This window comes from Streptomyces canarius (genome assembly GCF_014650735.1).
In the GTDB taxonomy this organism is placed as follows: domain Bacteria; phylum Actinomycetota; class Actinomycetes; order Streptomycetales; family Streptomycetaceae; genus Streptomyces; species Streptomyces olivaceoviridis.
Genome location: NZ_BMVN01000015.1, coordinates 1 through 22,359 on the forward strand (window position 1 = coordinate 1; position 22,359 = coordinate 22,359).

The 22,359-nt window shown below is 72.4% G+C and carries 21 protein-coding genes; 12 read left to right on the top strand and 9 right to left on the bottom strand.

The genetic code is table 11. The features are described 5' to 3' along the window. Positions 1-244 (top strand): RHS repeat domain-containing protein (locus IE294_RS21600; protein ID WP_229917277.1); only part of this gene is annotated, 244 nt, incomplete at its 5' end. Between the two features lie 2 nt (positions 245-246). On the opposite strand, the gene IE294_RS21605 is transcribed toward IE294_RS21600, so the two are convergent. Further along, positions 247-657: an ATP-binding protein gene (locus IE294_RS21605; RefSeq protein ID WP_189888595.1), complete on the bottom strand. Its 411-nt coding sequence runs from the start codon at positions 655-657 to the stop codon at positions 247-249. 205 nt (positions 658-862) lie between these two features. Here IE294_RS21605 and IE294_RS21610 point away from each other — a divergent pair, with 205 nt between their 5' ends. The 3 genes from IE294_RS21610 to IE294_RS21620 all read left to right on the top strand — a co-directional run bounded on the left by IE294_RS21610 (position 863) and on the right by IE294_RS21620 (position 3,457). Further along, complete coding sequence (locus tag IE294_RS21610) at positions 863-1,714, top strand: helix-turn-helix domain-containing protein (protein WP_189888597.1); 852 nt, start codon at positions 863-865, stop codon at positions 1,712-1,714. 6 nt (positions 1,715-1,720) lie between these two features. Beyond that, positions 1,721-1,918 carry a DUF397 domain-containing protein gene (locus IE294_RS21615; protein ID WP_189888598.1) on the top strand — a complete coding sequence of 66 codons (198 nt, stop codon included), beginning with the start codon at positions 1,721-1,723 and terminating at the stop codon, positions 1,916-1,918. Positions 1,919-2,113: 195 nt separating this feature from the next. Then, entirely contained in the window at positions 2,114-3,457 is a 1,344-nt protein-coding gene (locus tag IE294_RS21620) for a M14 family metallopeptidase (protein WP_189888600.1), read from the top strand. Position 3,458: 1 nt separating this feature from the next. Here IE294_RS21620 and IE294_RS21625 read toward each other — a convergent pair whose 3' ends face one another. The 5 genes from IE294_RS21625 to IE294_RS21645 form a co-directional block, all read right to left on the bottom strand. Then, positions 3,459-4,094, bottom strand: coding sequence for a hypothetical protein (locus IE294_RS21625; RefSeq protein WP_373315841.1), 636 nt, complete (start codon positions 4,092-4,094; stop codon positions 3,459-3,461). Between the two features lie 37 nt (positions 4,095-4,131). Further along, positions 4,132-5,610, bottom strand: a complete 1,479-nt coding sequence (locus IE294_RS21630; protein ID WP_189888602.1) for a GntP family permease — start codon at positions 5,608-5,610, stop codon at positions 4,132-4,134. A gap of 124 nt (positions 5,611-5,734) precedes the next feature. After that, complete coding sequence (locus IE294_RS21635) at positions 5,735-6,145, bottom strand: RidA family protein (protein WP_189888604.1); 411 nt, start codon at positions 6,143-6,145, stop codon at positions 5,735-5,737. Next, a complete protein-coding gene (locus IE294_RS21640; RefSeq protein WP_058081714.1) occupies positions 6,142-6,906 on the bottom strand; it encodes an IclR family transcriptional regulator in 765 nt (254 codons plus the stop codon). Before IE294_RS21640 ends, IE294_RS21635 begins: the two co-directional genes overlap by 4 nt. Further along, positions 6,903-8,054 (bottom strand): sugar kinase, encoded by a 1,152-nt coding sequence (locus tag IE294_RS21645; protein WP_189888606.1) that lies wholly within the window; start codon positions 8,052-8,054, stop codon positions 6,903-6,905. Before IE294_RS21645 ends, IE294_RS21640 begins: the two co-directional genes overlap by 4 nt. 171 nt (positions 8,055-8,225) lie before the next feature. Between IE294_RS21645 and IE294_RS21650 the strand changes: the two genes are divergently transcribed. Together IE294_RS21650 and IE294_RS21655 are read left to right on the top strand one after the other, a co-directional pair. Further along, on the top strand, positions 8,226-9,497 hold the full coding sequence (locus tag IE294_RS21650; RefSeq protein WP_189888608.1) for an amino acid deaminase: 1,272 nt from the start codon (positions 8,226-8,228) through the stop codon (positions 9,495-9,497). 9 nt (positions 9,498-9,506) lie between these two features. Next, positions 9,507-11,117, top strand: a complete 1,611-nt coding sequence (locus IE294_RS21655) for an N-acyl-D-amino-acid deacylase family protein (protein WP_189888610.1) — start codon at positions 9,507-9,509, stop codon at positions 11,115-11,117. 7 nt (positions 11,118-11,124) lie between these two features. Here the strand turns inward: IE294_RS21655 and IE294_RS21660 are convergent, their stop codons facing one another. Further along, positions 11,125-11,958: a S1 family peptidase gene (locus IE294_RS21660; RefSeq protein WP_189888611.1), complete on the bottom strand. Its 834-nt coding sequence runs from the start codon at positions 11,956-11,958 to the stop codon at positions 11,125-11,127. A gap of 1,175 nt (positions 11,959-13,133) precedes the next feature. After that, entirely contained in the window at positions 13,134-13,934 is an 801-nt protein-coding gene (locus IE294_RS21665) for a hypothetical protein (protein ID WP_229917278.1), read from the bottom strand. 126 nt (positions 13,935-14,060) lie between these two features. On the opposite strand from IE294_RS21665, the gene IE294_RS21670 reads away from it, so the two are divergent. The 6 genes from IE294_RS21670 (at position 14,061) to IE294_RS21695 (ending at position 20,546) form a co-directional block, all read left to right on the top strand. After that, complete coding sequence (locus IE294_RS21670; RefSeq protein ID WP_189888613.1) at positions 14,061-15,272, top strand: pyridoxal phosphate-dependent aminotransferase; 1,212 nt, start codon at positions 14,061-14,063, stop codon at positions 15,270-15,272. Positions 15,273-15,360: 88 nt separating this feature from the next. Beyond that, complete coding sequence (locus tag IE294_RS21675; RefSeq protein WP_189888615.1) at positions 15,361-15,780, top strand: SCO4983 family protein; 420 nt, start codon at positions 15,361-15,363, stop codon at positions 15,778-15,780. Between the two features lie 345 nt (positions 15,781-16,125). Beyond that, positions 16,126-17,202 (top strand): substrate-binding domain-containing protein, encoded by a 1,077-nt coding sequence (locus IE294_RS21680; RefSeq protein WP_189888617.1) that lies wholly within the window; start codon positions 16,126-16,128, stop codon positions 17,200-17,202. A 17-nt stretch (positions 17,203-17,219) separates the two neighbouring features. Further along, entirely contained in the window at positions 17,220-18,383 is a 1,164-nt protein-coding gene (locus tag IE294_RS21685; protein WP_189888619.1) for a toxic anion resistance protein, read from the top strand. Next, entirely contained in the window at positions 18,380-19,918 is a 1,539-nt protein-coding gene (locus tag IE294_RS21690) for a VWA domain-containing protein (protein WP_189888621.1), read from the top strand. Before IE294_RS21685 ends, IE294_RS21690 begins: the two co-directional genes overlap by 4 nt. Beyond that, positions 19,905-20,546, top strand: a complete 642-nt coding sequence (locus IE294_RS21695) for a hypothetical protein (RefSeq protein ID WP_229917279.1) — start codon at positions 19,905-19,907, stop codon at positions 20,544-20,546. The genes IE294_RS21690 and IE294_RS21695 overlap by 14 nt, the downstream gene beginning before the upstream one ends. On the opposite strand, the gene IE294_RS21700 is transcribed toward IE294_RS21695, so the two are convergent. Beyond that, positions 20,536-22,215 (bottom strand): NHL repeat-containing protein, encoded by a 1,680-nt coding sequence (locus IE294_RS21700; RefSeq protein WP_189888869.1) that lies wholly within the window; start codon positions 22,213-22,215, stop codon positions 20,536-20,538. The genes IE294_RS21695 and IE294_RS21700 overlap by 11 nt on opposite strands. Positions 22,216-22,359: the final 144 nt, after the last annotated feature.

The following is a 22,359-nucleotide window of genomic DNA, read 5'->3' on the forward strand; positions in this document are numbered from 1 at the left end:
CCGCATCACCCGGGCAGGCAACGTCCGCTACGAACACGACGCACTCGGCCGCATCACCCTCCGGCAGAAGACCCGCCTGTCCCGCAAGCCGGACACCTGGCGCTACGAATGGGACGCCGAGGACCGCCTGACGTCCGTGGTCACCCCGGACGGGACCCGCTGGCGCTACACCTACGACCCCCTGGGCCGCCGCACCGCGAAACTCCGTCTCGCCGAGGACGGCGAAACGGCCGTGGAGCTATAGAATCACGCCACCCCCAGCTCACACCACACGTACTTCCCCCGGTCCCCGAACCGCGCCGACGGCTGCCAACCCCAGTCCTGGGCGCAGGCCGTCACCAGCCCCAGCCCCCTTCCCTCCTCCGACTCCAGTACCTGCCCCAATGGCACCGGCGGCTCCGGTGGTGCGGGGTCCGTGTCCCACGCCCCGATCCACACCAGGCCCTGCGGGGAGCGCCGTACCCGCAGCGCGGCCGGGCCCTTGGTGTGCCGCACCGCGTTCGACACCAGCTCGGTCGCGAGGAGTTCCGCCGTCTCCACCAACCCCGCCAGCCCGTGCAGGGTCAGGATCGCGCGCAGGGTGCGGCGGCAGACGGTGACGGCTCTGGGGTCGTTGGGGATGTAGAGGGTGTAGTCCCAGGGTTCGTTTTCGGGCATGGCTCAGCAACTCCAGTCGGTGAGTGGGGTTTGCGCGCGCGGTGGCATTGCCGCAGCCGTCATGGCAGGACGACGTGGTGCACTTCCGCTGTGTGTGCGGTACGTCACCGACGGTAGGGCATAAATTTCATTCGCAGCAAGCCGGTCGCGTAACCTTGCCCTCGAACGAGTCGCCTCGCCGAAGCCGTTGAGGAGAGAGGTCGCCGTGCCGGCACGACGGAACCCGACAGCACGCCAAGTTCGACTGGGCGCCGAACTGCGAAGACTTCGCGAAGCCGCGGGGCTGAAGGCGACGGAGGCAGCGGCCCGGCTCGGAACGAACTCCGTTCAGATGAGTCAGATCGAGTCCGGCATCGCAGGGGTGAGCGAGGAGCGTGTACGCCGACTCGCCGCCAACTACGCCTGCACCGACGGCGCTTTGATCGACGCGCTGGTGGCCATGACGACGGATCGGACCCGCGGCTGGTGGGAGGAGTACCGGGGCACCCTCCCCGCCGCCTACCAGGACCTGGCCGAGCTGGACCATCACGCACGGTTCCGCAAGGACGTGGCGGTCATCCACGTGCCGGGGCTCCTCCAGACGGAGGACTACGCCCGGGCCCTCTTCGCCTACATGAACCCGGAGTTCCCCGAGAGCGAGGTGGCCCTTCGGGTGGAGCACCGGATGAAGCGGAGGGTCGTCATCGAGGGGTCCGACCCCATCCCGTACGAGACGGTGATCCATGAGGCGGCGCTCCGCATCCGGGTGGCCGGGCGCGCCGCTTCCCGGGCACAGCTCAACCGCGTCCTTGAGGTTTCCGAAGCCGGGCACGTCACGGTTCAGGTCGTCCCGTTCGCCCTGGACGACTTCGCCGGAGCCGGAAGCGCCATGGCGCACCTGGGTGGAGCGGTGCCGCGGCTGGACACCGTCGTGCGCGACGCCCCGCACGGCACCGCGTTCATCGACTCGGAAGCACAGCTGGAGCACTTCCGCAGGCTGTTCCGTAGGGTGAGGGGGCAGGCGCTGTCCCCTGAGCGGTCGCGCGACCTCATCCACCAGTTGGCGAAGGAGCTGTGAGGAACGGTGACCACCCCCACCTCGTGGAAGAAGTCGTCCTTCTCAGGTGGAGGTGAGGGCAACGACTGCGTCGAAGTCGCCGACATGGACACCCACATATCCATCCGCGACTCCAAATCCCCCACCCGAGCCACCCTCACCTTCCCGGCCCGCGCCTTCACCCCCTTCATCGAAGCCCTGAAGGCGCGGCACCCCGCCGGCTGAGGGATCCGTCGGCCCGTTGCGCCGTTTCCGGTCGTTCCCTCCACTCATGCTTGACCTGATCATGCCAACCCCGCACCATGAGCGCCAACCCGCACAGCGAGTCCACAGGGAATCCGGCCGAAGGCCCCCGCCGGCTCGCATCCGTACGTCGCACGGGAACACCCCACCTCCCCTCCACCCCCACAAGGAGAGTTCATGCGACTTCGCATCCGCGGCTCCGGCGCGCGTGGCGGCAGACGTACCGCCGTTCTCGGTGCGCTGCTGGCCCTCGCGCTCGCCGCACCGGTCTCGGCCGGCGTCGAGCATGCCACCGCCGACAGCGTGCGCAGGGTCGGACCGGCCGACGACGGCGTCCGGCAGTACGAGATCCACCAGAGCACGACACCGGTGACCCGTACGGCCATCCAGGCGACCGGTGTCACCGTCGACGAGGCCGACGAGGAGACCGTCGTCGTGTCCGGGCGGGCCGAGCAGATCCGGCGGCTTCGGCGACTCGGTTACGACGTACAGCCGTTGGGGAACGTGCCGCAGCGGTCCGGAGCGCGGCTCTACGACTTCCCCAGCGCCGACGCGAAGTACCACAACTACGCCGAGACGAACGCCGAGATCGACCAGCGGCTCGCCGCCTACCCGGGCATCATGAGCAAGCGGGTGATCGGGAAGTCGTACCAGGGGCGGGACATCGTCGCCATCAAAGTCAGCGACAACGTCGGCACCGACGAGGACGAACCGGAAGTGCTGTTCACCGCTCATCAGCACGCACGGGAGCACCTGACCGTGGAGATGGCGCTGTACCTGCTGCGCGAACTCGGCGCGGGGTACGGGTCCGACTCCCGGATCACGAACATCGTCAACAGCCGGGAGATCTGGATCATCCCCGACCTGAACCCGGACGGGGGCGAGTACGACATCGCCAGCGGGTCGTACCGGTCGTGGCGGAAGAACCGGCAGCCCAACTCCGGTTCCTCGTACGTCGGTACGGACCTCAACCGGAACTGGAACTACAAGTGGGGCTGCTGCGGCGGGTCGTCGGGGTCGACGTCCTCCGAGACCTACCGCGGGTCCGCCGCCGAGTCCGCGCCCGAGGTGAAGGTCGTCTCCGACTTCGTGCGCGGCCGGGTCGTCGGCGGCAAGCAGCAGATCAAGGCCGGCATCGACTTCCACACCTACAGCGAGCTGGTGCTGTGGCCGTTCGGGTGGACGTACAACGACACCGCCACCGGGATGACCGCGGACGACGCCGCCGCGTTCAAGGCCGTGGGCCAGAAGATGGCCGCCAGCAACGGGTACACGGCGGAGCAGTCCAGCGACCTGTACATCACCGACGGGTCCATCGACGACTACCTCTGGGGCGTGCACAAGATCTTCGACTACACCTTCGAGATGTATCCGACGTCCGGTTCCGCGGGCGGGTTCTACCCGCCCGACGAAGTCATCGAGCGGGAGACCTCCCGGAACAAGGACGCTGTGTTGCAGCTGCTGGAGAACGCCGACTGCATGTACCGGTCGATCGGCAAGGCCGCCCAGTACTGCGGTTAGGTCACGCCTCCTCGAAGTAGGCGTCGAGCACCGCGTCGAGCTGCTCGTCCCACTCCTTGAAGCGCGCCCTGGCCGCCGCCTCGATCTCGATCGGGTACCAGCGGCGGTCAGGGGTGTGCACGGTGATCGTGTAACGCTTGCCGAAGCGGGGCGACTCCGTCTCCACCGCCGCGATCTCGTCCCAGCGGAACTCGCAGGCCTCCTCGTCCAGGCTGAGGCGGACGCCCTTGCGGTCGGCCACGATCCGCGCCCGGCGGTCGGAGGCCTCGAAGACCGGGCCGTCGGCCTTGTCCTCGGCGTCCGCGTCGGTGACGTCCCCTCCGTCCGCGTCGGCGACGTCCTCGGCGTCCGCGTCGACGACGGTTTCCGCGCCCGCCTCATCGGCGTCCACCCGTTCAGGGGACACCGGTTCGGAGGACGGCGGCTCCTGCGCCCCCTTCGGCTCCGGTGACTTCGCTACCCCGTCCGTCGGCGTCGGACCCGTGATCCCCGGGACGAAGGCCGGGTCGAAACCGGCGCCCATCACAGGCTCGGCCTTCACGGGTTCGGCCTTCGACGGCCCGGCCTGCGAAGGCTCCGCCTTCAACGGCTCCGCGGTCTCGGTCGGCTCGCTGCTCGATCCTATGCGCTGCTCCACGGCGGCAGTATGGACGACTTCCCTGTGCCGGAACCAGTCAGCTCACGAACACGCTGACCACCGCCGCCACCACGAACCCCGCCAGTGACAGCACCGACTCCAGGACCGTCCAGGTCCGCAGCGTGTCCCGTTCGCTGATGCCGAAGTACTTGGCCACCATCCAGAATCCGCCGTCGTTGACGTGCGAGGCGAAGATGGAGCCCGCCGAGATGGCCATGATGACGAGGGCGACGAAGGCCTGCGAGTGGTGGCCCTCGGAGAGCAGGGGCGCCACGATGCCCGCCGTCGTGACGATCGCGACCGTCGCCGAGCCCTGGGCGACCCGCAGGACCACCGAGATCAGGTAGGACAGGACGATCACGGGCAGGCCCACGTCGTGGAACGTGTCCGACAGCGCCTGCGCCACCCCGCTCGCCTTCAGTACGGCGCCGAAGACGCCGCCCGCGCCGACGACCAGCAGGATGTTGCCGATCGGCTTCAGGGACGCCGTCGACACCGTCTCCAGGGACTTGCGGGACCAGCCGCGGCGGATGCCGAGCAGGTAGTAGGCGAGGAACAGGGCGATCGTCAGGGCGACGAAGGGATGGCCGAAGAACTCCACGACCGAGCGGCCCGTGGAGGGGTCGAAGGCGATCGAGGAGAAGGTGGCGGCGAGGATCAGGATCAGCGGCGTACCGATGATGGCGAGGACCGTGCCCAGCGGCACCGGCTCCTCGCGCGGCTCGACACCCGAGGCGCGCTGCTCCTGGAGGACGGCCTGCTTCGCCTCCGCTGCCGCCTCCACCATGTCCTGCGGTACGGCGACGAAGAGGCGGCGGCCGATCCACGCGGAGTACGCCCAGGCGGCCAGCACGGCGGGGATGCCGCAGACGACGCCCATGAGGATGACCCAGCCGAGGTCGACGTGGAGCAGTCCGGCGGCGGCCACCGGGCCCGGGTGCGGGGGCAGGAAGGCGTGGGTCATCGACAGGCCGGCCAGCAGGGGCAGGCAGTACAGCAGGATCGAGCGGCCGCTGCGCTTGGCGGCGGCGTAGACGATCGGCGCCAGGACGAAGATGCCGACGTCGAAGAAGACCGGGATGCCGAAGATCAGGCCGGTCAGGCCCATCGCGAGGGGGGCCCGGCGCTCGCCGAACAGGGCGAGCAGGCGCGAGGCCAGCACCTCCGCGCCGCCGCTGACCTCCAGGACGGCGCCGAGCATGGTGCCGAGGCCGATGATGACCGCGACGTGGCCGAGGATGCCGCCCATGCCGGACTCGATGGTGGACACCGCGTCGGAGCGCTGGACCGTGCCGAAGAGTTCGGTGACCGACAGGCCGGCCAGCAGGCCGACGGCTATGGAGACGGCGAGCAGGGCGACGAACGGCTGGAGCCTGACCTTGATGATCAGGAAGAGGAGCAGGGCGATGCCCACGGCGGCGACCGTGAGCAGTCCGGCCGTGCCGTCGACGAGGAGGAGCAGTCCTCCGGTATGGGGTGGTGCGGCGGGGGCGGGGGCGGCGAGCGGGTAGGACATACGGGGGTCCTCTACGTAAATGCATACTGCTTTCGGGCAGGGGGGAGCGCGGCACGGCGCCCCGTGGGGTGCCGTGCCGTACAGGACGTGCGGGAGGTGCGGGAGGTACGAGGGTGAGGGGACGTCAGCCGAGGACGGCGAGCGCGTCGATCTCGATGAGGAGGCCGGCCGGCAGACCGACGTAGACCGTCGTGCGGGCGGCGGGCGGCTGGGTGAGGCCCTGCTCCTCGAAGTAGGCGTTGTAGATCTCGTTCATCTCGGCGAAGTGGTCGACGTCGGTGAGGTAGACGCGGATCATCATCACGTCGTCCCAGCCGGCGCCGCCCTCCTCCAGGATCGCCTTGACGTTGGCGAGGGTCTGGAGGGTCTGCTCGCGCAGGGAGGGGCCGGCGGGCGTGGGGGGCCTGCCCTCCTCGGCGGGCAGGAAGCCGACCTGGCCGGCGACCTGGAGGATGTTGCCCTTGCGCACGCCGTGCGAGAACTTCGCGGGCGGGGTGGTGTGGGTCTTCGGGGTGAGGGCGATCTTGTCGGTCATGCGGTGCGGTCCTTCACTGGGGTGCGTCCGGAGTACTCGCCGCTGATCGCGTCCGCCGTACGGCGCACCAGCGGGAGCAGGGTGAGGAGTTCCTCGGCGGTGACGACCACGTTCGGCGCGGACACCGACATGGCGGCGACCACCCGGCCGTCGGCGCCGCGGATGGGGGCGGCGACGCAGTTGATGGACTCCTCGTGGCCACCGAGGTCGGTGGCCCAGCCCTGTTCGCGCACGGTGGCCAGCTCCTTCAGGAAGGCCTCGGCGTGGGGGGTCGAACGGGCCGTGTACAGGGGGTAGTCGAGCTGCTGGGCGAGGGCGCGGCGCTCGGGTTCGGGCAGGTCGGCGAGGAGCAGCTTGGCCACGGCGGCGACGGTGATGGCGACGGGCTTGCCGATCCGCGAGTACATGCGCACCGGGTAGCGGCTCTCGACCTTGTCGATGTACAGCACCTCGTTCTCCTCGTAGACGGCGAGGTGGACGGTGTGACCGCACTGTTCGTTCAGCCGTACGAGGTGGGGGTGGGCGATCTCGCGGATGTCGAGGTTCTCCATCGCCTCCTGCGCGAGGGCGAAGAGGCGGGCGCCGAGGCGGTAGCGCTGGTCGGACTGGCGGTAGACCAGGCCGTGTTCGTGCAGGGTGCGCAGGAGGCGGAGGGCCGTGGACTTGTGCACGCCGAGGCGGTCGGCGACCTGGCCGAGGTCCGCTGGGCCCTCGGCGAGCAGCGGCAGGATGCTCAACGCGCGGTCGACGGTCTGACTCATGGGATGTTCGCCTCCTCCTCGGCCTGCTCGGCTTGCGTCCAGCCGGGGCCGAGTCGAAGTCTCCCCCATGCGTCGTCGTCCAGGGCGGCGAGGCGGTCGGCGTGGCCGCGGGCGGGGGGTACGGCCAGGTCGCCCGGGGTGGTGAGGGCGGCGGCGGCGAAGAGGTGGCCGTACCGGAGCCGGTCCCTGACGGTCAGCCCCCGCAGGGTCGCCGAGAGGAAACCTGCGGCGAAGGCGTCTCCCGCGCCGGTGGTCGCCACGACGGCTGTGCTCAGGGCGGGTACGAAGGCGGGCGGGGTGGCACCGGGCCGGGGGTCGGCCGCGCGGCCCGCCACTGACGGGGTGCCGTCCTCCTCCGGGACGGGCGCCGCCCCGGCGGCACGACCGCCCGCGGGGAGCCGGCGCGCGAGAGCCGTCGCTTCCTTCGCCCCCTGCGGACGCGCGAAGGCCGTCGCTCCCTCCGCCCCCTGCTTCACCACCAGCGCCGCCGGCTCCGGCAGCAGCCTGCGGATCGCCTCGGGGCCGCCCGTGACGTCCCACGCCTGCTCCGCCTCGTCCGCGCCGACGAACACGATGTCCGCGCGCCGCGCCAGGTCCAGCAGGAGAGGGGCGCCCTCGCCGTCGCCCCACAGTCCCGGGCGGTAGTTCACGTCGAAGGAGATCAGTGGGCGCCCCGGGGCGGGAGCCGTCAGCTCGTGCAACAGCTCCCGGCACTCGTCCGACAGCGCGGCCGTGATGCCGGTCAGGTGCAGGACGCGGGCCGACCGGGCCGCCGTCAGGTCGACGTTCCCCGGCGACATCGCCGACGCCGCCGAGCCCGCCCGGTAGTACGCCACCTCGTGCGCGCCCGTTCCCCGGTCCCCGGCGGTGCGGAAGTAGACGCCCGTGGGCCGGCCGGGGTCCCGGTGTACGGCGGTGACGTCGACGCCGTAGCCGGCGATCCGCTCCAGCAGGTGGTCGCCGAAGCCGTCCGCGCCGACGCGGCTGACCCAGCGGGCGGTGTGCCCGAACGCGGCCAGGGCGCACGCGACGTTGGACTCGGCGCCGCCGATGGCCCGGTCGAAGGAGGGGACGTCGGCGAGGCGGCCGGGGCGGCTGGGCAGGAAGGTGACCATGGACTCACCGAGCGCCGCCACGTCCACGTCCATGACATTCCGCGGGTGCGCAACGGCCGAGGCGTAAGCAGCGTCGTTGATGATGACTCCTGTCGATCGCCAGGCCGGCGGATCCGTTGACCCGGTGTTCGGCGAGATGCTAGACACCTGTAAGCACTACACGCAATGGCTGTTGCACGACTTGCAACGCCCGAGAGGGGCTCCATGGGCACCGAAGCGCTCACCCGCCTTGCCGAGGAACGTGTCGACCACCGCTTCAAGGGCCTGCCCCCGGACGCCGACGGCCTGACCGTCGCCGAGCTGGCCGCCCAGCGCCGCAACCTCTTCCGGGACGGCGACGGCTTCACCACCCCCGTCCTCGCGCTGTCCGCCGAGCGCCTGGAGCACAACCTCGCGCTGATGGAGACGTACACCGCCCGGCACGGTCTCGCCTTCGCCCCGCACGGCAAGACCTCCATGGCCCCGCAGCTCTTCCACCGCCAGATCGAGCACGGCGCCTGGGGCATCACGCTCGCCGTGCCGCACCAGGTGCGGGTGGCCCGCGCGTTCGGTGTCCAGCGGGTCTTCCTCGCCAACGAGCTGGTGGACGCGCCCGCCCTGCGCTGGATCGCCGGCGAGCTGGCCGCCGACCCGGAGTTCCGGTTCGTCTGTTACGTCGACTCCGTGCACGGGGTGGAGCTGATGGACGCGGCCCTCGCCGGCACGGCCCGGCCGGTGGACGTCGTGATCGAGCTGGGCGCGGGCGAGGGGGCCCGGACGGGCGTGCGCACGGAGACGGAGTGCGCGGCCGTCGCCGCGGCCGTGGCCGCCGTACCGACCCTGCGCCTGGTCGGCGTGGCGGGGTACGAGGGCGAGGTGCCCCGGGCCGATCCGGAGCGCGTGCGGGCGTATCTGCTGCGGCTGGTGGCGCTGGCCGCCGACCTCGACAAGGGCGGGCGGTTCGGCGAGGCCGAGGAGATCGTGGTGAGCGCGGGCGGCAGCGCCTGGTTCGACGCCGTCGCCGACGTCTTCGCCGGGATTCCCGAACTGTCCAGGCCCGTACTGAAGTTGCTGCGCTCGGGCGCGTACGTCTCGCACGACGACGGGCACTACCGCAGGCTCACCCCGTTCGGCCGGGTGCCCGAGGAGGGCGCCCTGGAGCCCGCCTTCCGGCTGTGGGCGCAGGTCGTCTCCCGGCCGACCCCCGAGCAGGCCTTCGCCAACGCGGGCAAGCGCGACGCGGCCTACGACCTGGACCTGCCCACCGCCCAGGTGGTACGCCGGAACGGCGAGGAGCGCCCGGCCACCGGCATCACCGTGACCGGGCTCTCCGACCAGCACGCCTGGCTGCGCACGGAGGCGGAGGCGGACCTGGCGGTCGGTGACTGGATCGGCCTCGGTCTGTCCCACCCGTGCACGTCCTTCGACAAGTGGCAGCTCATCCCGGTGGCCGAGGCGGACGGCACGGTCGTCGACTACATCCGTACGTTCTTCTAGGAGGCCCGCGTGGAGGACCTGGTCATCCGGGACGCCGACGTCGTCGACGGCAGCGGGGCGGACGCGTACCGCGCCGACGTCGTGATCGACGCCGGCCGGATCGTCTCGATCGTCAGGGAGGCCGCCGCGGCGGGCTGCCAGCGCCCGCGCGCCGTGCGGGAGATCGACGCGGAGGGCCTGGTCCTCTCCCCCGGCTTCATCGACATGCACGCCCACTCCGACCTGGCCCTGCTGCGCGACCCCGACCACAGCGCGAAGGCCGCGCAGGGGGTCACGCTGGAGGTCCTCGGCCAGGACGGGCTGTCGTACGCCCCGGTGGACGACCGCACGCTGGAGGGGGTGCGCCGGGCGATCACCGGCTGGAACGGGTACGGCGAGGACATCGACTTCGACTGGCGGAGCGTCGGCGAGTACCTGGACCGGCTCGACCGGGGCATCGCCGTGAACGCGGCCTACCTGATCCCGCAGGGCACGGTCCGGGCGCTCGTCGTCGGCTGGGAGGACCGCGGGGCGACCGCCGAGGAGCTGGACCGGATGCGGCGACTGGTGGCCGAGGGGCTGGAACAGGGCGCGGTCGGGCTGTCCTCGGGGCTGACGTACACGCCCGGGATGTACGCCGAGGACGCCGAACTCACCGAGCTGTGCCGCGTGGTGGCGTCCTACGGCGGCTACTACTGCCCGCACCACCGCTCCTACGGCGCCGGCGCCCTGGAGGCGTACGCCGAGATGGTCGACCTGACCCGGGAGGCGGGCTGTCCGCTGCACCTCGCGCACGCGACGATGAACTTCGGCGTCAACGAGGGCCGGGCACCGGAACTGCTCGCCCTGCTCGACCGGGCCCTGGACGCGGGCGCGGACATCACCCTGGACACCTATCCCTACACCCCCGGCTGCACCACGCTGGCCGCGCTGCTGCCGAGCTGGGCGAGCGAGGGCGGCCCGCAGGAGATCCTGGCCCGGCTCACCGACCCGGCGACGGCCGAGCGGATCCGGTACGACCTGGAGGTCACCGGCTCGGACGGCTGCCACGGCGTGCCGGTGGAGTGGGAGACGGTCGAGATCTCCGGGGTGACCGATCCGGGCCTGGCCGACGTCGTGGGCCGTACGGTCCGTCAGGCGGCGGAGCTGCGCGGCGAGACCCCCTGGGCCACGGCGCACCGGCTGCTGGTCGGGGACCGGCTCGGGACGACCATCCTCCAGCACGTCGGCCACGAGGGGAACGTCCGCGCGATCATGCGGCACCGCGCGCACACCGGCGGCTCCGACGGCATCCTGCGGGGCAGCAAGCCGCACCCGCGCGCGTACGGCACCTTCTCGCGGTACCTCGGCCACTACGTGCGGGAGTTGGGGGTGCTCACGCTGGAGGAGTGCGTCGCCCATCTCACCTCCCGGCCCGCGGCGCGGCTGCGGCTGCCGGACCGCGGGCTGGTGCGCGAGGGCTACCGGGCCGACCTGGTCCTGTTCGACCCGCAGACGGTCGCGCCCGGCGCCACCTTCGCCGAGCCCCGCAGACTGCCGGCCGGCATCCCGTACGTGCTGGTCGACGGCCGGTTCGTCATCGAGGACGGCAGGCGGACGGACGTCCTTGCGGGACGGTCCGTCCGCCGTACGCCGCGGTGAACCGTGCCTACGGCTTGGGCAGGGTGCAGCCGGCCGCGCTCAGGTTGAGCTTGTTGCCGGTGGTGAAGCAGGCCGGGATGTTGTACGTCTCCTCGGCGTAGTTGATGCCCTGGCGGACGGTGACGGTGCCGTTCGCGTCGACCTCGCACGGGTTGTTCACCGTGCACTGCTGGCCGTCCTCGTTGCCGGTGTTGTTGACGGCGACGACCTTGCCGGTGGCGGTGTCGATGACCGGGGAGCCGGAGGTGCCGCCGATGGTGTCGCAGGCGGAGGTGTAGCGGACCGAGTCCTTCCAGGTCCAGTCGCCCTCCTTCAGCCGGTACACGAACCCGTCGATGTTGCAGCTGTAGGTGCGCTTCCAGTAGCCGGAGACCACCTTGATGGCGGTGCCGGCGACCGGGTGCGTGTCCTGCACGGTGAGCGGGCTGATGCCGTACGAGCTCTTGATCGCCGCGTAGGTGGTGGTGGTGCGGTAGATCGTGACGTCCGTGTCCGTCATGGTCGAGTAGACGACCTGGTTGGCGCGCAGGGTGGCGACCTTGGTGCCGGCGGAGTTCAGCAGGCCGAAGGTGCGGCTGGAGGACTGGCCGGTGATGACCTCGCCGGGGTCCGGGAAGCCGGTCTCCAGGCAGTGACCGTTCGTCAGCACGAGGGCCGGGTCGGTGTCGGCCGAGCCCGGGAAGCGGATGACGGAACCGGAGCAGTTGCTGAGCGAGACGGTGCCGGCGAAGTCGACCGTGACCGCGGCGGCCTTGGCGGAGTGCGGTGCGGCTACCGCCGGGGTCGCGCCCAGCCCGGCGATGGCCAGGGACGAGAGCGCGGCAAGGAGAGGCTTGTTCACGTGGGGGTCCCCTCTGACGACTTGGGCGACCGGAGTCCTCCGGCCGCCCAGTGGATTGTCATGCGCATTCTCAACGCCGGGGAGGGACGGGGACAAGACGCCGTGACAGGTCATAGGGGTTTCCCTGTACGGACGGACGGGGGCCGCCGTGGCGACTCGGCGCTCAGCGCGGGTGGTCGGCGATGCCGGGGCCCCTGCCGGGGACGTGGGAGGACGACACGGCCGGCGCCGAGGACGTGGCGGTGACCGCCACGGACGGGCGGCAGCGGGAACGCCGTGGCGCAGCGCGCGGCGACTCGGCGCTCAGCGCGGGTGGTCGGCGATGCCGGGGCCCCTGCCGGGGGCGTAGGAGGACGACACGGCCGGCGCCGAGGACGTGGCGGTGACCGCCACGGACGGGCGGCAGCGGGAACGCCGTGGCGCAGCATGCGGCGACTCGGCGCTCAACGCGGGTGGTTGGCGGGGTCGGGGCCTCTGCCGGGGGCGCCGGACGGCGACACTGCCGGCGCGTGGCGCAGCACACGGCGACGGGGCGCTCAGCGCGGGTGGTTGGCGGTGCCCCGGCCCCTGCCGGGGGCATGGGAGGACGACACGGCCGGCACCGAAGGCGCGGTGGCGACCGCCACGGACATGCGGCAGCGGGAACGCCGTGACGCAGCGCGCGTCGGCTCGGCGCTCAGCGCGGGTGCTTCGGACGGGCGGCGGAGCCGTCGTGGCGCAGTATGCGGCGAACCGGCGCTCAGCGCGGGTGCTTCGTGGTGCCGTGGCCGTGGCCGTTGGCCCTGCCGGGGGTGCCGGACGGGGACACCGTCGACGGACCGGCCGTCGGCGTCCCCGGCGGGGCCGGTGCCGGTGCCGACGCGCCGGACGACGACACGGCCGGCACCGAAGGCGCGGTGGCGACCGCCACGGACAGGCGGCGGCGAGAACGCCGTGGCGCAGCGCACGGCGACTCGGCGCTCAGCGCAAGTGCTTCGTGGTGCCATGGCCGTTGGCCCTGCCAGGGGTGCCGGACGGGGACACCGTCGACGGACCGGCCGTCGGCGTCCCCGGCGGGTTCGATGCCGGTGCCGACGCGCCGGACGACGACACGGCCGGCACCGAAGGCGCGGTGGCGACCGCCACGGACAGGCGGCAGCGGGAACGCCGTGGCGCAGCGCACGGCGACTCGGCGCTCAGCGCGGGTGCTTCGTGGTGCCGTGGCCGTGGCCGTTGGCCCTGCCGGGGGTGCCGGACGGGGACACCGTCGACGGACCGGCCGTCGGCGTCCCCGGCGGGGCCGGTGCCGGTGCCGACGCGCCGGACGGCGACACGGCCGGTGCCGAGGGCGCGGTGGTGGCCGCCGGACCGTCGGCCGTCCCGCTGTTCGCCCCTCCCCCGGCGCCGGTGTCCGAGGAAGCTGCCGAGCGCGACGGCACGGCGTCGCCGGCCTCCGGCGCGCTCGCGCTCGGCGAGCCGGCGCCCCCGCGCGGGCTCGCGGGAACGGGGTCGACGCTCGCGCTCCCGCCCTTCTCGGGACGCGCGCCGGCCGGGGAGCCCGAGCCGCCCAGCGCGGCGAACGCGGCCACGGCGCCGGCCACGCCGAGGACCCCGGCGACGACCGCCACCCGGCGTCGGCCGCCCGCGCGGCGCGCGGCCCTTCGCCGCCCGGCCCGGCCCTCGCCGGGCCCGTCCGGAAGCGTCGTCTCCGGGCGCTCCGCGGCTTCGGCCGCCGTCAGGGTCTCCGGGGCCTCGTGAGCCCCGTATGCCCCATCGGCCTCATCGCCCCCGTCGACCTCGCCCTCATACAGGCCGGGCAGTTCGCGGGTCGCGTCGTAGGCGTCCTGCCAGCCGTGGGCGGCGGCGGGGTCGGCGTACTGCTCGTACGCGGGGGCCGGAGCCGGCTGCGGGTGGTACACGTTCGGCCGGGCCTCGGGCGCGCCGCCCGCTCCGTTCATGCCGTCCGCCCCCGCCTCGTACTCCCGTTCCGTGGACATGCCAGCGAATTGTAGGGACGCAAGCGACTCCTGAGACAGCCGGCGGTGATATCCGGGCAAATCTCCGTGTCTCACGTGGCGGAAAACACGAGCCATGAGGCGTTACCGCGCCGTAAGCTCACGCACATGCAGGTGATCCAGTCGACCAAGCTCGCCAACGTCTGTTACGAGATCCGGGGCCCGGTTCTCGAAGAGGCCATGCGGCTTGAGGCGGCGGGCCACCGCATCCTCAAGCTCAACACCGGGAACCCGGCCGCCTTCGGCTTCGACTGCCCCCCGGAGATCCTGGAGGACATCCTCCGCAACGTCTCCACCGCGCACGGCTACGGCGACGCCAAGGGCCTGCTCGCCGCCCGCCGCGCGGTCGTGATGCACAACCAGACCCTCGGCATCGAGACCGACGTCGAGCACGTCTTCATCGGCAACGGCGTCTCCGAGCTGATCGTGATGGCGATGCAGGGCCTGCTGGACGACGGCGACGAGGTGCTCGTACCGGCCCCGGACTATCCGCTGTGGACGGCGGCCGTGTCCCTCTCGGGCGGCACGGCGGTGCACTACCGCTGCGACGAGCAGTCCGACTGGATGCCGGACCTCGCCGACATCGAGCGCAAGGTCACCGACCGCACCAAGGCGATCGTCATCATCAACCCGAACAACCCCACGGGCGCGGTCTACGACGAGACGGTGCTCCGGGGCCTGACGGACATCGCCCGCCGGCACAACCTGCTCGTCTGCTCCGACGAGATCTACGACAAGATCCTCTACGACGGCGCCACGCACACCCCGACCGCGAAGGTCGCCCCGGATCTGCTCACCCTCACCTTCAACGGCATGTCGAAGGCGTACCGGGTGGCCGGCTACCGCGTCGGCTGGATGTCGATCTCCGGCCCGCGCGCCCACGCCGACTCCTACATCGAGGGCCTGACGATCCTGGCGAACATGCGGCTGTGCGCCAACATGCCGGGGCAGCACGGGGTGGTCGCCGCGCTCAGCGGACGCCAGACGATCAACGACCTGGTGCTGCCGGGCGGCCGGCTGAAGGAGCAGATGGACACCGCGTACGACCTGCTGACGCGGATTCCGGGGGTGAGCTGCGTACGGCCGAAGGGCGCGCTGTACCTGTTCCCGCGGCTGGACCCCGACGTCTTCAAGATCAAGGACGACCGGCGGATGGTCCTGGACCTGCTCCGCAAGGAGAAGATCATGGTCGTCCAGGGCACGGGCTTCAACTGGCCCGAGCCGGATCACTTCCGGGTGGTGACGCTGCCGACGGTGGGGGACCTGCGGGACGCGGTGACCCGCATCGGGCACTTCCTGGACGGATACAGCCAGCCGTAGTCGACGGGCTCCGTTCCGTGACCCGACTCAACTTTAGACGAAATCCAAGCTAAGATGGCTTCCTGTCAGAGCACAGGAGGCCATCCCCATGTACGAGCCGATCCGCACCAAGTCGGTCCACAGCACGATGGCCGGCACCACCTCGGACTTCCCCCACCGGTCGCGCGAGGAGGAACTGGACATCCAGCTCGCCGGCCACCTCGCCGCGCTGCTCGCGGTCACCGACGAGTTGCGCGCACTGGGCCCGTCCGCCGACCTGGACACGGCCGCGGAGCGCCTCGCGGCGCAGGTGGCCCGGCTGCGGGGAGGACGTACGCCGCTGCGGGCGGCACCGGCCGCGGCCGGTGACCCCGTCGCCCTGCACCGGCGCGCGCACGCCCTCGCCGGGCGCGCGCTCGTGGTCGCCGCGTCCCGCGCCGACACGGCGGTGGCGATCCTCTCGGCCGAGCGGATGGACGCGCACGCCGCCGCGCTCTCCGCCGACCCGAAGGAACTCAGCACCGCCTGACCCCCGCGGGGGTCTCCCGAGCGGCCCCGGTCCGCGCGCACCCGCAGCGACGCGCGGACCGGGTGCCACACACTGCGCCCGGCTTCGGCCGGGTCGGGAGTGCCGTGTGTTTCCTTCCGCGGGGCGCCGATCCCTCGCGGCCGAGCGCTTCGCAGACCGCCGACCAGGTGGGTGCGGGGTGAGCGCCGTCGCGGCGGAAAAGGGGTGACCGGCACTCTCCGCCGACCCGACGTCGCCGCCCCATTCCGGAGGGGTGACCTCCGGTTGCATACCGGGAACGGGACGTCACCCGTCGTTCATCTCGATGCGTGGGGAACGTGGGGTTCCGGGAGCACGCTCCCCGGCGTGAGACGTATCGCGGGAATCGTCCTCGCGGTTCTGCTGATCGGTGGCGTGGTGGCCGCCGTCGTAGCGGGCCGGCAAGGAGAGGACAAGGGCACGGCAACGAAGACCGTGCGTGGCGTGATCGGATCGGAGAAGGCCGACTTCTTCGCCGATCCCGACGTGGTGAAGGCCCTCGCCGCCAAGGGCTACACCGTCAAGGCCGAGGCCTCCGGGTCCTGGGCCATGGAGGGGCTGGACCTCAAGGGGTACGACTTCGCCTTCCCGTCCAGCCAGGCACCCGCCGACCAGCTGGCGCGCAAGTACCACGTCCAGGAGCCGCTGCCCCGGCCCTTCTACTCGCCGCTCGTGGTCGTGGCACACCGCGCCGCGGCCGACGTGCTCGCCGCGAACGGGCTGGCGGTGCTCGACGGGAAGAACCGCGGCACGCTGAGGACGGGCGCCTACCTGGACGCCGCCCGGCACGACCGGACCTGGCAGCAGCTCAAGGGCGCCAAGGCCCACGGGGAGCTGACGGGCACCCTGTACATCTCCAGTACCGACCCCGAGTCCTCCAACTCCGGCGCCCTCTACCTCGCCGCGGCCTCCTACGTGGCCAACGGCGGCAAGGTGGTCGCCGGCAAGGCGGACCTCGACCGCACCGCCCCCCTGCTGCACAAGCTGGTCAGCGTCCAGGGCGCCCAGCAGTCCAGCACGGACGCGGTGTTCCGGGACTTCGTCAGCGGCGCGGGCAACCCGCTGGTGCTGGTGTACGAGTCACAGGTCGCGGCGCTCCTCGCGGAACGGCACGACGTGGACGACCTGGTGGTGCTGTACCCGGACACCACCGTCAACAGCGACCACACCGTCGTACCGCTGAACGCGGACGGCCGGGCGCTCGGGGAGCTGCTCAGCACCGACCCGGCCCTGCGCAGGCTCGCCGTCCGGCACGGATTCCGGCCGCAGGGCGACGCCGCCGAGTTCGTCGCGGCCACCGCCGGCCGCGCCGCCTACCTCAACCAGAAGCTCACCGGTGTCCGGCAGGCGCCCGTGCCCACCTCCGCGGTGCTGCACGAGATGGCCCGCCGGGCCCGCGGATGACACGGGGGACCCACCGCATGACCGACAGCGACTTCCAGCTCACCCCGCCCGATCCCGTGCCGGCCGTGCCCAAGGAGAAGGCCGGCGGACTGGTGCCCGTCGAGGACGCGGTGCGCACCGACATGGCCCGCAAGGCCACCGCCTTCGTCGAGCAGCTCGCCGCGCTCGACGCCCGCTCGCCGGAGTTCGCCGGCAAGGTCGGCGAGATCACCGCGCTCGGCGCCGGCGAGATGCGCACCGCCGCCGTCCAGTCCAACCGCATGCTGGAGCGGGCCGTGCGCAGCCTGCCCGACAAGGGCGGGGACACCCAGGGCAAGGTCGCCGGCTCGCTCGTGGAACTCCGCCGGGCGGTGGAGGACCTGGACCCGCGGGACCTGCCCGCGAACAGGGGCCGCAGGTTCCTGTCCCGGCTGCCCGGCGGCAACAAGCTGCGCGACCACCTCGCCAAGTACGCCTCCGCGCAGGGCAACCTGAACCGGATCGTGGGCGCGCTGCGCGGCGGCCAGGACGAACTGCGCCGGGACAACGCCGCGTTGCAGACCGAGCGGGTCCGGCTGTGGGAGACGATGGGCAAGCTCCAGGAGTACGTCGTCCTCACCCAGGCCCTGGACACCGCCGTCGAGGAGCACATCGCCGGGGTCGGCGACCCGCAGGAGGCCGACGCCCTCCGCGCCGACGTGCTCTTCCCGGTCCGGCAGAAGCACCAGGACCTGCTCACCCAGCTGGCGGTGTGCGCGCAGGGCTACCTCGCCATGGACGTCGTACGCCGCAACAACGACGAGCTGATCAAGGGCGTCGACCGGGCCGCCACGACCACCGTCTCGGCGCTGCGCATCTCCGTGATGCTGGCCTCCGCCCTGGACAGCCAGAAGAAGGTCGTCGAGCAGGTCAACGCGTTGCGCGGGACCACCGAGGACCTCATCCGGGGCAACGCCGAGATGCTCGCCACGCAGAGCGGCGAGATCCAGCGCATCGCCGCCGACCCGGCGGTCGGCGCGGAGACCCTGCGCGCCGCGTTCCAGCAGATCTACCGCACCCTCGACGCCATCGACGGCTACAAGGTCCAGGCGACCGAGGTCATGGCGAGCACCGTGCGGTCCCTCACTGACGAACTGCGGGGAGCCTCCGCCCACCTGGAGCGCAGCCGCGCCCAGGGCGCGCTGGAGGGGGGCCTCGGATGAGACGACGATCCCTGCTCGCCGTGCTCGCCGTCGCCGCCGGCCTGCTGAGCGCGTGCACCTCCGAGGACCCGAAGGACGACTCGCACGCGCCTAAGCCCGGCACCCTCCGGGTCCTCGCCTCCAGCGAACTCAGCGACATGACCGCCGTCTTCGACCGCGTCCGCGAGGACACCGGCATCACCGTCCGGCCCACCTACATGGGCACCCTGGACGCCGTCGACCTGCTGGCCCGGGGGAAGGCGGACGGGGCGTACGACGCGCTGTGGCTGTCGTCGGACGACTACCTGCGGCTGCGGCCCGAGGCGGCGAGGAAGGTGGTGTCCGAGACGCCGGTCATGTCCAGCCCGGTCGCCGTCGGCGTCCGTCCGGCGACCGTGCGGGAGCTCGGCTGGAAGCCGGAGGACGTCACCTGGTCCCAGGTGGACAGGGCCGTCCAGGACGGGAAGCTGACCTACGGCATGACCGACCCGGCCCGCTCCAACTCCGGCTTCGCCACGCTGGTCTCGGTCGCCTCCGGCCTCTCCGGCGCCCAGTCCGCGCTGACCGACGCCGACGTGGCGAAGGCGACGCCCCGGCTGAAGGAGTTCTTCCAGGGGCAGAAGCTGACCTCGGGCTCCTCGGGCTGGCTCGCCACCGCCTATCGGCGGCGGGGCACCGTGGACGCCCTGCTCAACTACGAGTCCGTCCTCAAGGGCATCCCGGGCCTCACCGTGATCCGCCCCCGCGACGGCGTCGTCACCGCCGACTACCCGTTCTCCTCGCTCGCGTCCACCGACGCCCGCACCCGCGAGGACGTCCGCAAGGTGACCGCAGACCTGCGCACCGACGCCGTGCAGAAGCTGATCACCGACACCACCCACCGCCGCCCGGTCGTGCCCTCGGTGCGGCCCGCCGCCGGCCTCGACACCGGCCGGCGCCGTGAACTGCCCTTCCCCGGCAGCCGTTCGGTGGCCGACGGGCTGCTGGACGCGTACGAGAACGAACTGCGCCGCCCCTCCCGCACGGTGTACGTCCTGGACACCTCCGGCTCCATGGAGGGCGGCCGGCTCGCGGCGCTGAAGAAGGCGCTGACCGGGCTCACCGGCGACTTCCGGGACCGGGAGGAGGTGACGCTGATGCCGTTCGGCTCGCACGTGAAGAGCGTGCGCACCCACGTCGTCGACCCGAAGGACCCGAGGGCGGGCCTCGCCGCGATCCGCCGGGACACCGACGCGCTCAGCGCCGACGGCGGCACCGCCGTCTACACCTCGCTGGAGCAGGCGTACGACCATCTCGGCACCGGCCGGGACACGTTCACCTCGATCGTGCTGATGACCGACGGCGAGAACACCGCGGGCGCCGAGGCGGGCGACTTCGACGGCTTCTACCGCGCCCTCGGCCGCGACCGGCGGGACATCCCCGTCTTCCCGGTCCTGTTCGGCGACTCCTCCCGCTCCGAACTCCAGCACATCGCCGACCTGACCGGCGGCCGGCTCTTCGACGCCCGGCAGGGCTCGCTGGACGGCGCCTTCGAGGAGATCCGTGGCTACCAGTAAGGTCCCCGGCAACAAGGTCCTCGGCTACCTGGAGTCCCGCAAGAACCTCACCGGCGGCGCCTGCGGGCTGCTCGGCCTGGTGCTGACCTTCGCCGGGGTCGCGGGACCGTACTGGCCGGTCGTGGTGGCCGGACTGTACGGCGCGGGCGCGCTCATCGCCCCGCCGGAGCGGCCCGCCCTGCCGGACTTCCCGAGCCCGTCGGCCCAACTGGAGGAGGTCCGCGCCGACTTCGGCCGGCTCGGCGGCTACCTCGCGGACGTCGACCTGCCGCCCGAGGCCGCCGCCCGGCTCGGCGGACTGACCGGGCTGCTGGGCGCGCTGCTGGAACCGGGCTGGGTCGCCGAGGCGCTGGCCCGGGACCCGGAGGGCGTGCACACCGTCTCCCGGGCGGTGCGGCAGGACATCCCGGAGGCCGTGGACGCCTTCGTCCGCACCCGCTGGTGGACGCGTCTGACGCCGGGCACCGAGCCGCCCGAACGCCATCTGGAGCGGCAGCTCGATCTGCTGCGGCAGGAGGCCGAGCGGCTAGCGGCGGAGCTCGGCGAGGCCGAGGCCCGCCGCCAGGAGTCCCACACCCGCTACCTTCAGGACCGGGGCGGGACGGGGGACGGCGAACTCAGCGCCTGACGTACACCGTGACCGATGCCGTGGCACCGGTGTGCAGGTCGTCGCCCGGCCAGCCGACGGTGTAGGTCACCTCGCGCCGGGTGCGCGGCAGGTCGTCGACGGTGAAGGTGCCGTCGGCGGCGACGGTCACCGACGACAGGGAGCCGGTGCCGAGCCGGTCCGTGCGCCGCACGGTGAGCGTGGCCCGCTCGGGCAGGGCCTTGCCCTGTGCGGTGAACGTGCCGGTGAGGTGGACGCCCTCGCTCATCGTGGCCTCGTCAGGCCCGGTCAGCGTGAGCGAGCCGGGCGCCTTGCCGACCGTCACCGTGCGGGTGATGTCGGTGGCGGGGCGGTGGGTGAGGTCGCCGAGGAAGGACACGGTGTAGGTGGCGTCGCCGACGAGGTCGGGCTCGTCCAGGACGGTGAAGGTGCCGTCGTCCCGGACGGTGGCGGTGCCCAGTTGGTGCGTGCCGTTCGCGTCCTCGCGCACGGCGGTCACCTTCAGCGGCTCGGCGGGCGCGGGCCCGTCCCACTCCAGCCCGCCGCGCACCGACAACGGCTCACCCGCGACGGCACCGGAGGGGCTGTGGGTGAGGTCGCCGGTGAAGCGGGTGTCGTACTGGACGGCCGGGGGCTGGATGACGTGCAGCCAGTACTCCTGGCCGGTGCCGCCCCGGGTGACCGCGAAGAGCCGGGAGCCGTCCTCGGACCAGGCGAGGCCCCGCGGGGTGACGCCGTTGCCGTCGAGGCTGCCCTCGAAGGCGAACTCCAGCGGCGGGGTGCCGTCGGCCGGGTCGGCGCTCTGCACCAGCAGATCGGGCGTGCTGCCGGCGGCCTGGGCGCCCCGGGCGATGTACTTCCCGTCACCGCTGAAGGCGACGGCGGTGGAGGTCGCGCCGGCGGGCAGCGCCTGGTACTGGCCGGGCGCGTCCGACAGGTCGCCGGCGTTCAGCAACCGGGTGCCGGCGGTGGCGTCGGCCACGGCGACCTCGGTGCCGTCCGGGCTCGCCGCCATGTCCTTCAGGTCGAGGGCGCCCTTGCCGTCGCCGTCCGCGAACCGGCGGGCGGCCTCCCGCACCGGGGCGGCGCCGCTGACGTCGAACGAGGCGAGGAAGGGGTTCGCGGCGCCGCTCTCCTCGGGCTGGCCCATGAGGAGACGGTTCCGCGCGCGGGCACCCGGGGCCAGCTGGAGCCGGCCGACGTCGTTCCAGCCGGTCCGGGAGACCGTGCCGTTCGTGAGCGTGTCCAGGGACGTCGTCGCCGTGGCGCACTGGTAGCTCTGGAAGACGTAGGCGTCGGTACTCCACACCGTGCCGCCCGCGTAGGCGAGCTGACGCCCGCAGGTGTCGTAGGCGGCGCTGTGCGCGCCCGTCTGCTGGAGCGTGCCGGTGTCGTAGGTGACGACGCGTCCGCTCTCGCCCACGTACAGCGTCGCGGAGTCCTCGCCGAGCGCCACGCCGGAGACCGGGCCCGGGTGCGGGAGCGCCGCGACCTTCTGGCCCTGGAAGTCGTAGACCAGCACCGTGCCGGCGGCCTGGCCGTCGCGCTGGTCGGCGATGTAGACGCGCTGGTGCACGGAGTCGACGGCCAGGCCCGAGTACGACGAGATCGGCAGCTTGGCGACGGCGTCGGAGGCCGCCGCCTGGGCCGCGGGCGCGGCGGCGACGGTCAGTCCGGTCCCGGCGAGCACCGCGGTGAGCAGTGTGGCCGCGAGACGTCTGGAACGGTGTGCTGTATTCAACTGTGCCCCCCACAGGCTGAATCGAGCACCTCACCGGTGTCGGTGAGACGCCTGTAGGGGCCATGAAACAGCCGTGAAGATCTCGTGGGCAAG

Excerpts from the sequence above, each read along its gene's own strand:
- IE294_RS21605 (WP_189888595.1), bottom strand. The coding sequence starts at position 657 with ATGCCCGAAAACGAACCCTGGGACTACACCCTCTACATCCCCAACGAC.
- IE294_RS21620 (WP_189888600.1), top strand. The coding sequence starts at position 2,114 with ATGCGACTTCGCATCCGCGGCTCCGGCGCGCGTGGCGGCAGACGTACC.
- IE294_RS21630 (WP_189888602.1), bottom strand. The coding sequence starts at position 5,610 with ATGTCCTACCCGCTCGCCGCCCCCGCCCCCGCCGCACCACCCCATACC.
- IE294_RS21635 (WP_189888604.1), bottom strand. The coding sequence starts at position 6,145 with ATGACCGACAAGATCGCCCTCACCCCGAAGACCCACACCACCCCGCCC.
- IE294_RS21640 (WP_058081714.1), bottom strand. The coding sequence starts at position 6,906 with ATGAGTCAGACCGTCGACCGCGCGTTGAGCATCCTGCCGCTGCTCGCC.
- IE294_RS21645 (WP_189888606.1), bottom strand. The coding sequence starts at position 8,054 with ATGGACGTGGACGTGGCGGCGCTCGGTGAGTCCATGGTCACCTTCCTG.
- IE294_RS21650 (WP_189888608.1), top strand. The coding sequence starts at position 8,226 with ATGGGCACCGAAGCGCTCACCCGCCTTGCCGAGGAACGTGTCGACCAC.
- IE294_RS21665 (WP_229917278.1), bottom strand. The coding sequence starts at position 13,934 with ATGTCCACGGAACGGGAGTACGAGGCGGGGGCGGACGGCATGAACGGA.
- IE294_RS21670 (WP_189888613.1), top strand. The coding sequence starts at position 14,061 with ATGCAGGTGATCCAGTCGACCAAGCTCGCCAACGTCTGTTACGAGATC.
- IE294_RS21675 (WP_189888615.1), top strand. The coding sequence starts at position 15,361 with ATGTACGAGCCGATCCGCACCAAGTCGGTCCACAGCACGATGGCCGGC.
- IE294_RS21685 (WP_189888619.1), top strand. The coding sequence starts at position 17,220 with ATGACCGACAGCGACTTCCAGCTCACCCCGCCCGATCCCGTGCCGGCC.
- IE294_RS21690 (WP_189888621.1), top strand. The coding sequence starts at position 18,380 with ATGAGACGACGATCCCTGCTCGCCGTGCTCGCCGTCGCCGCCGGCCTG.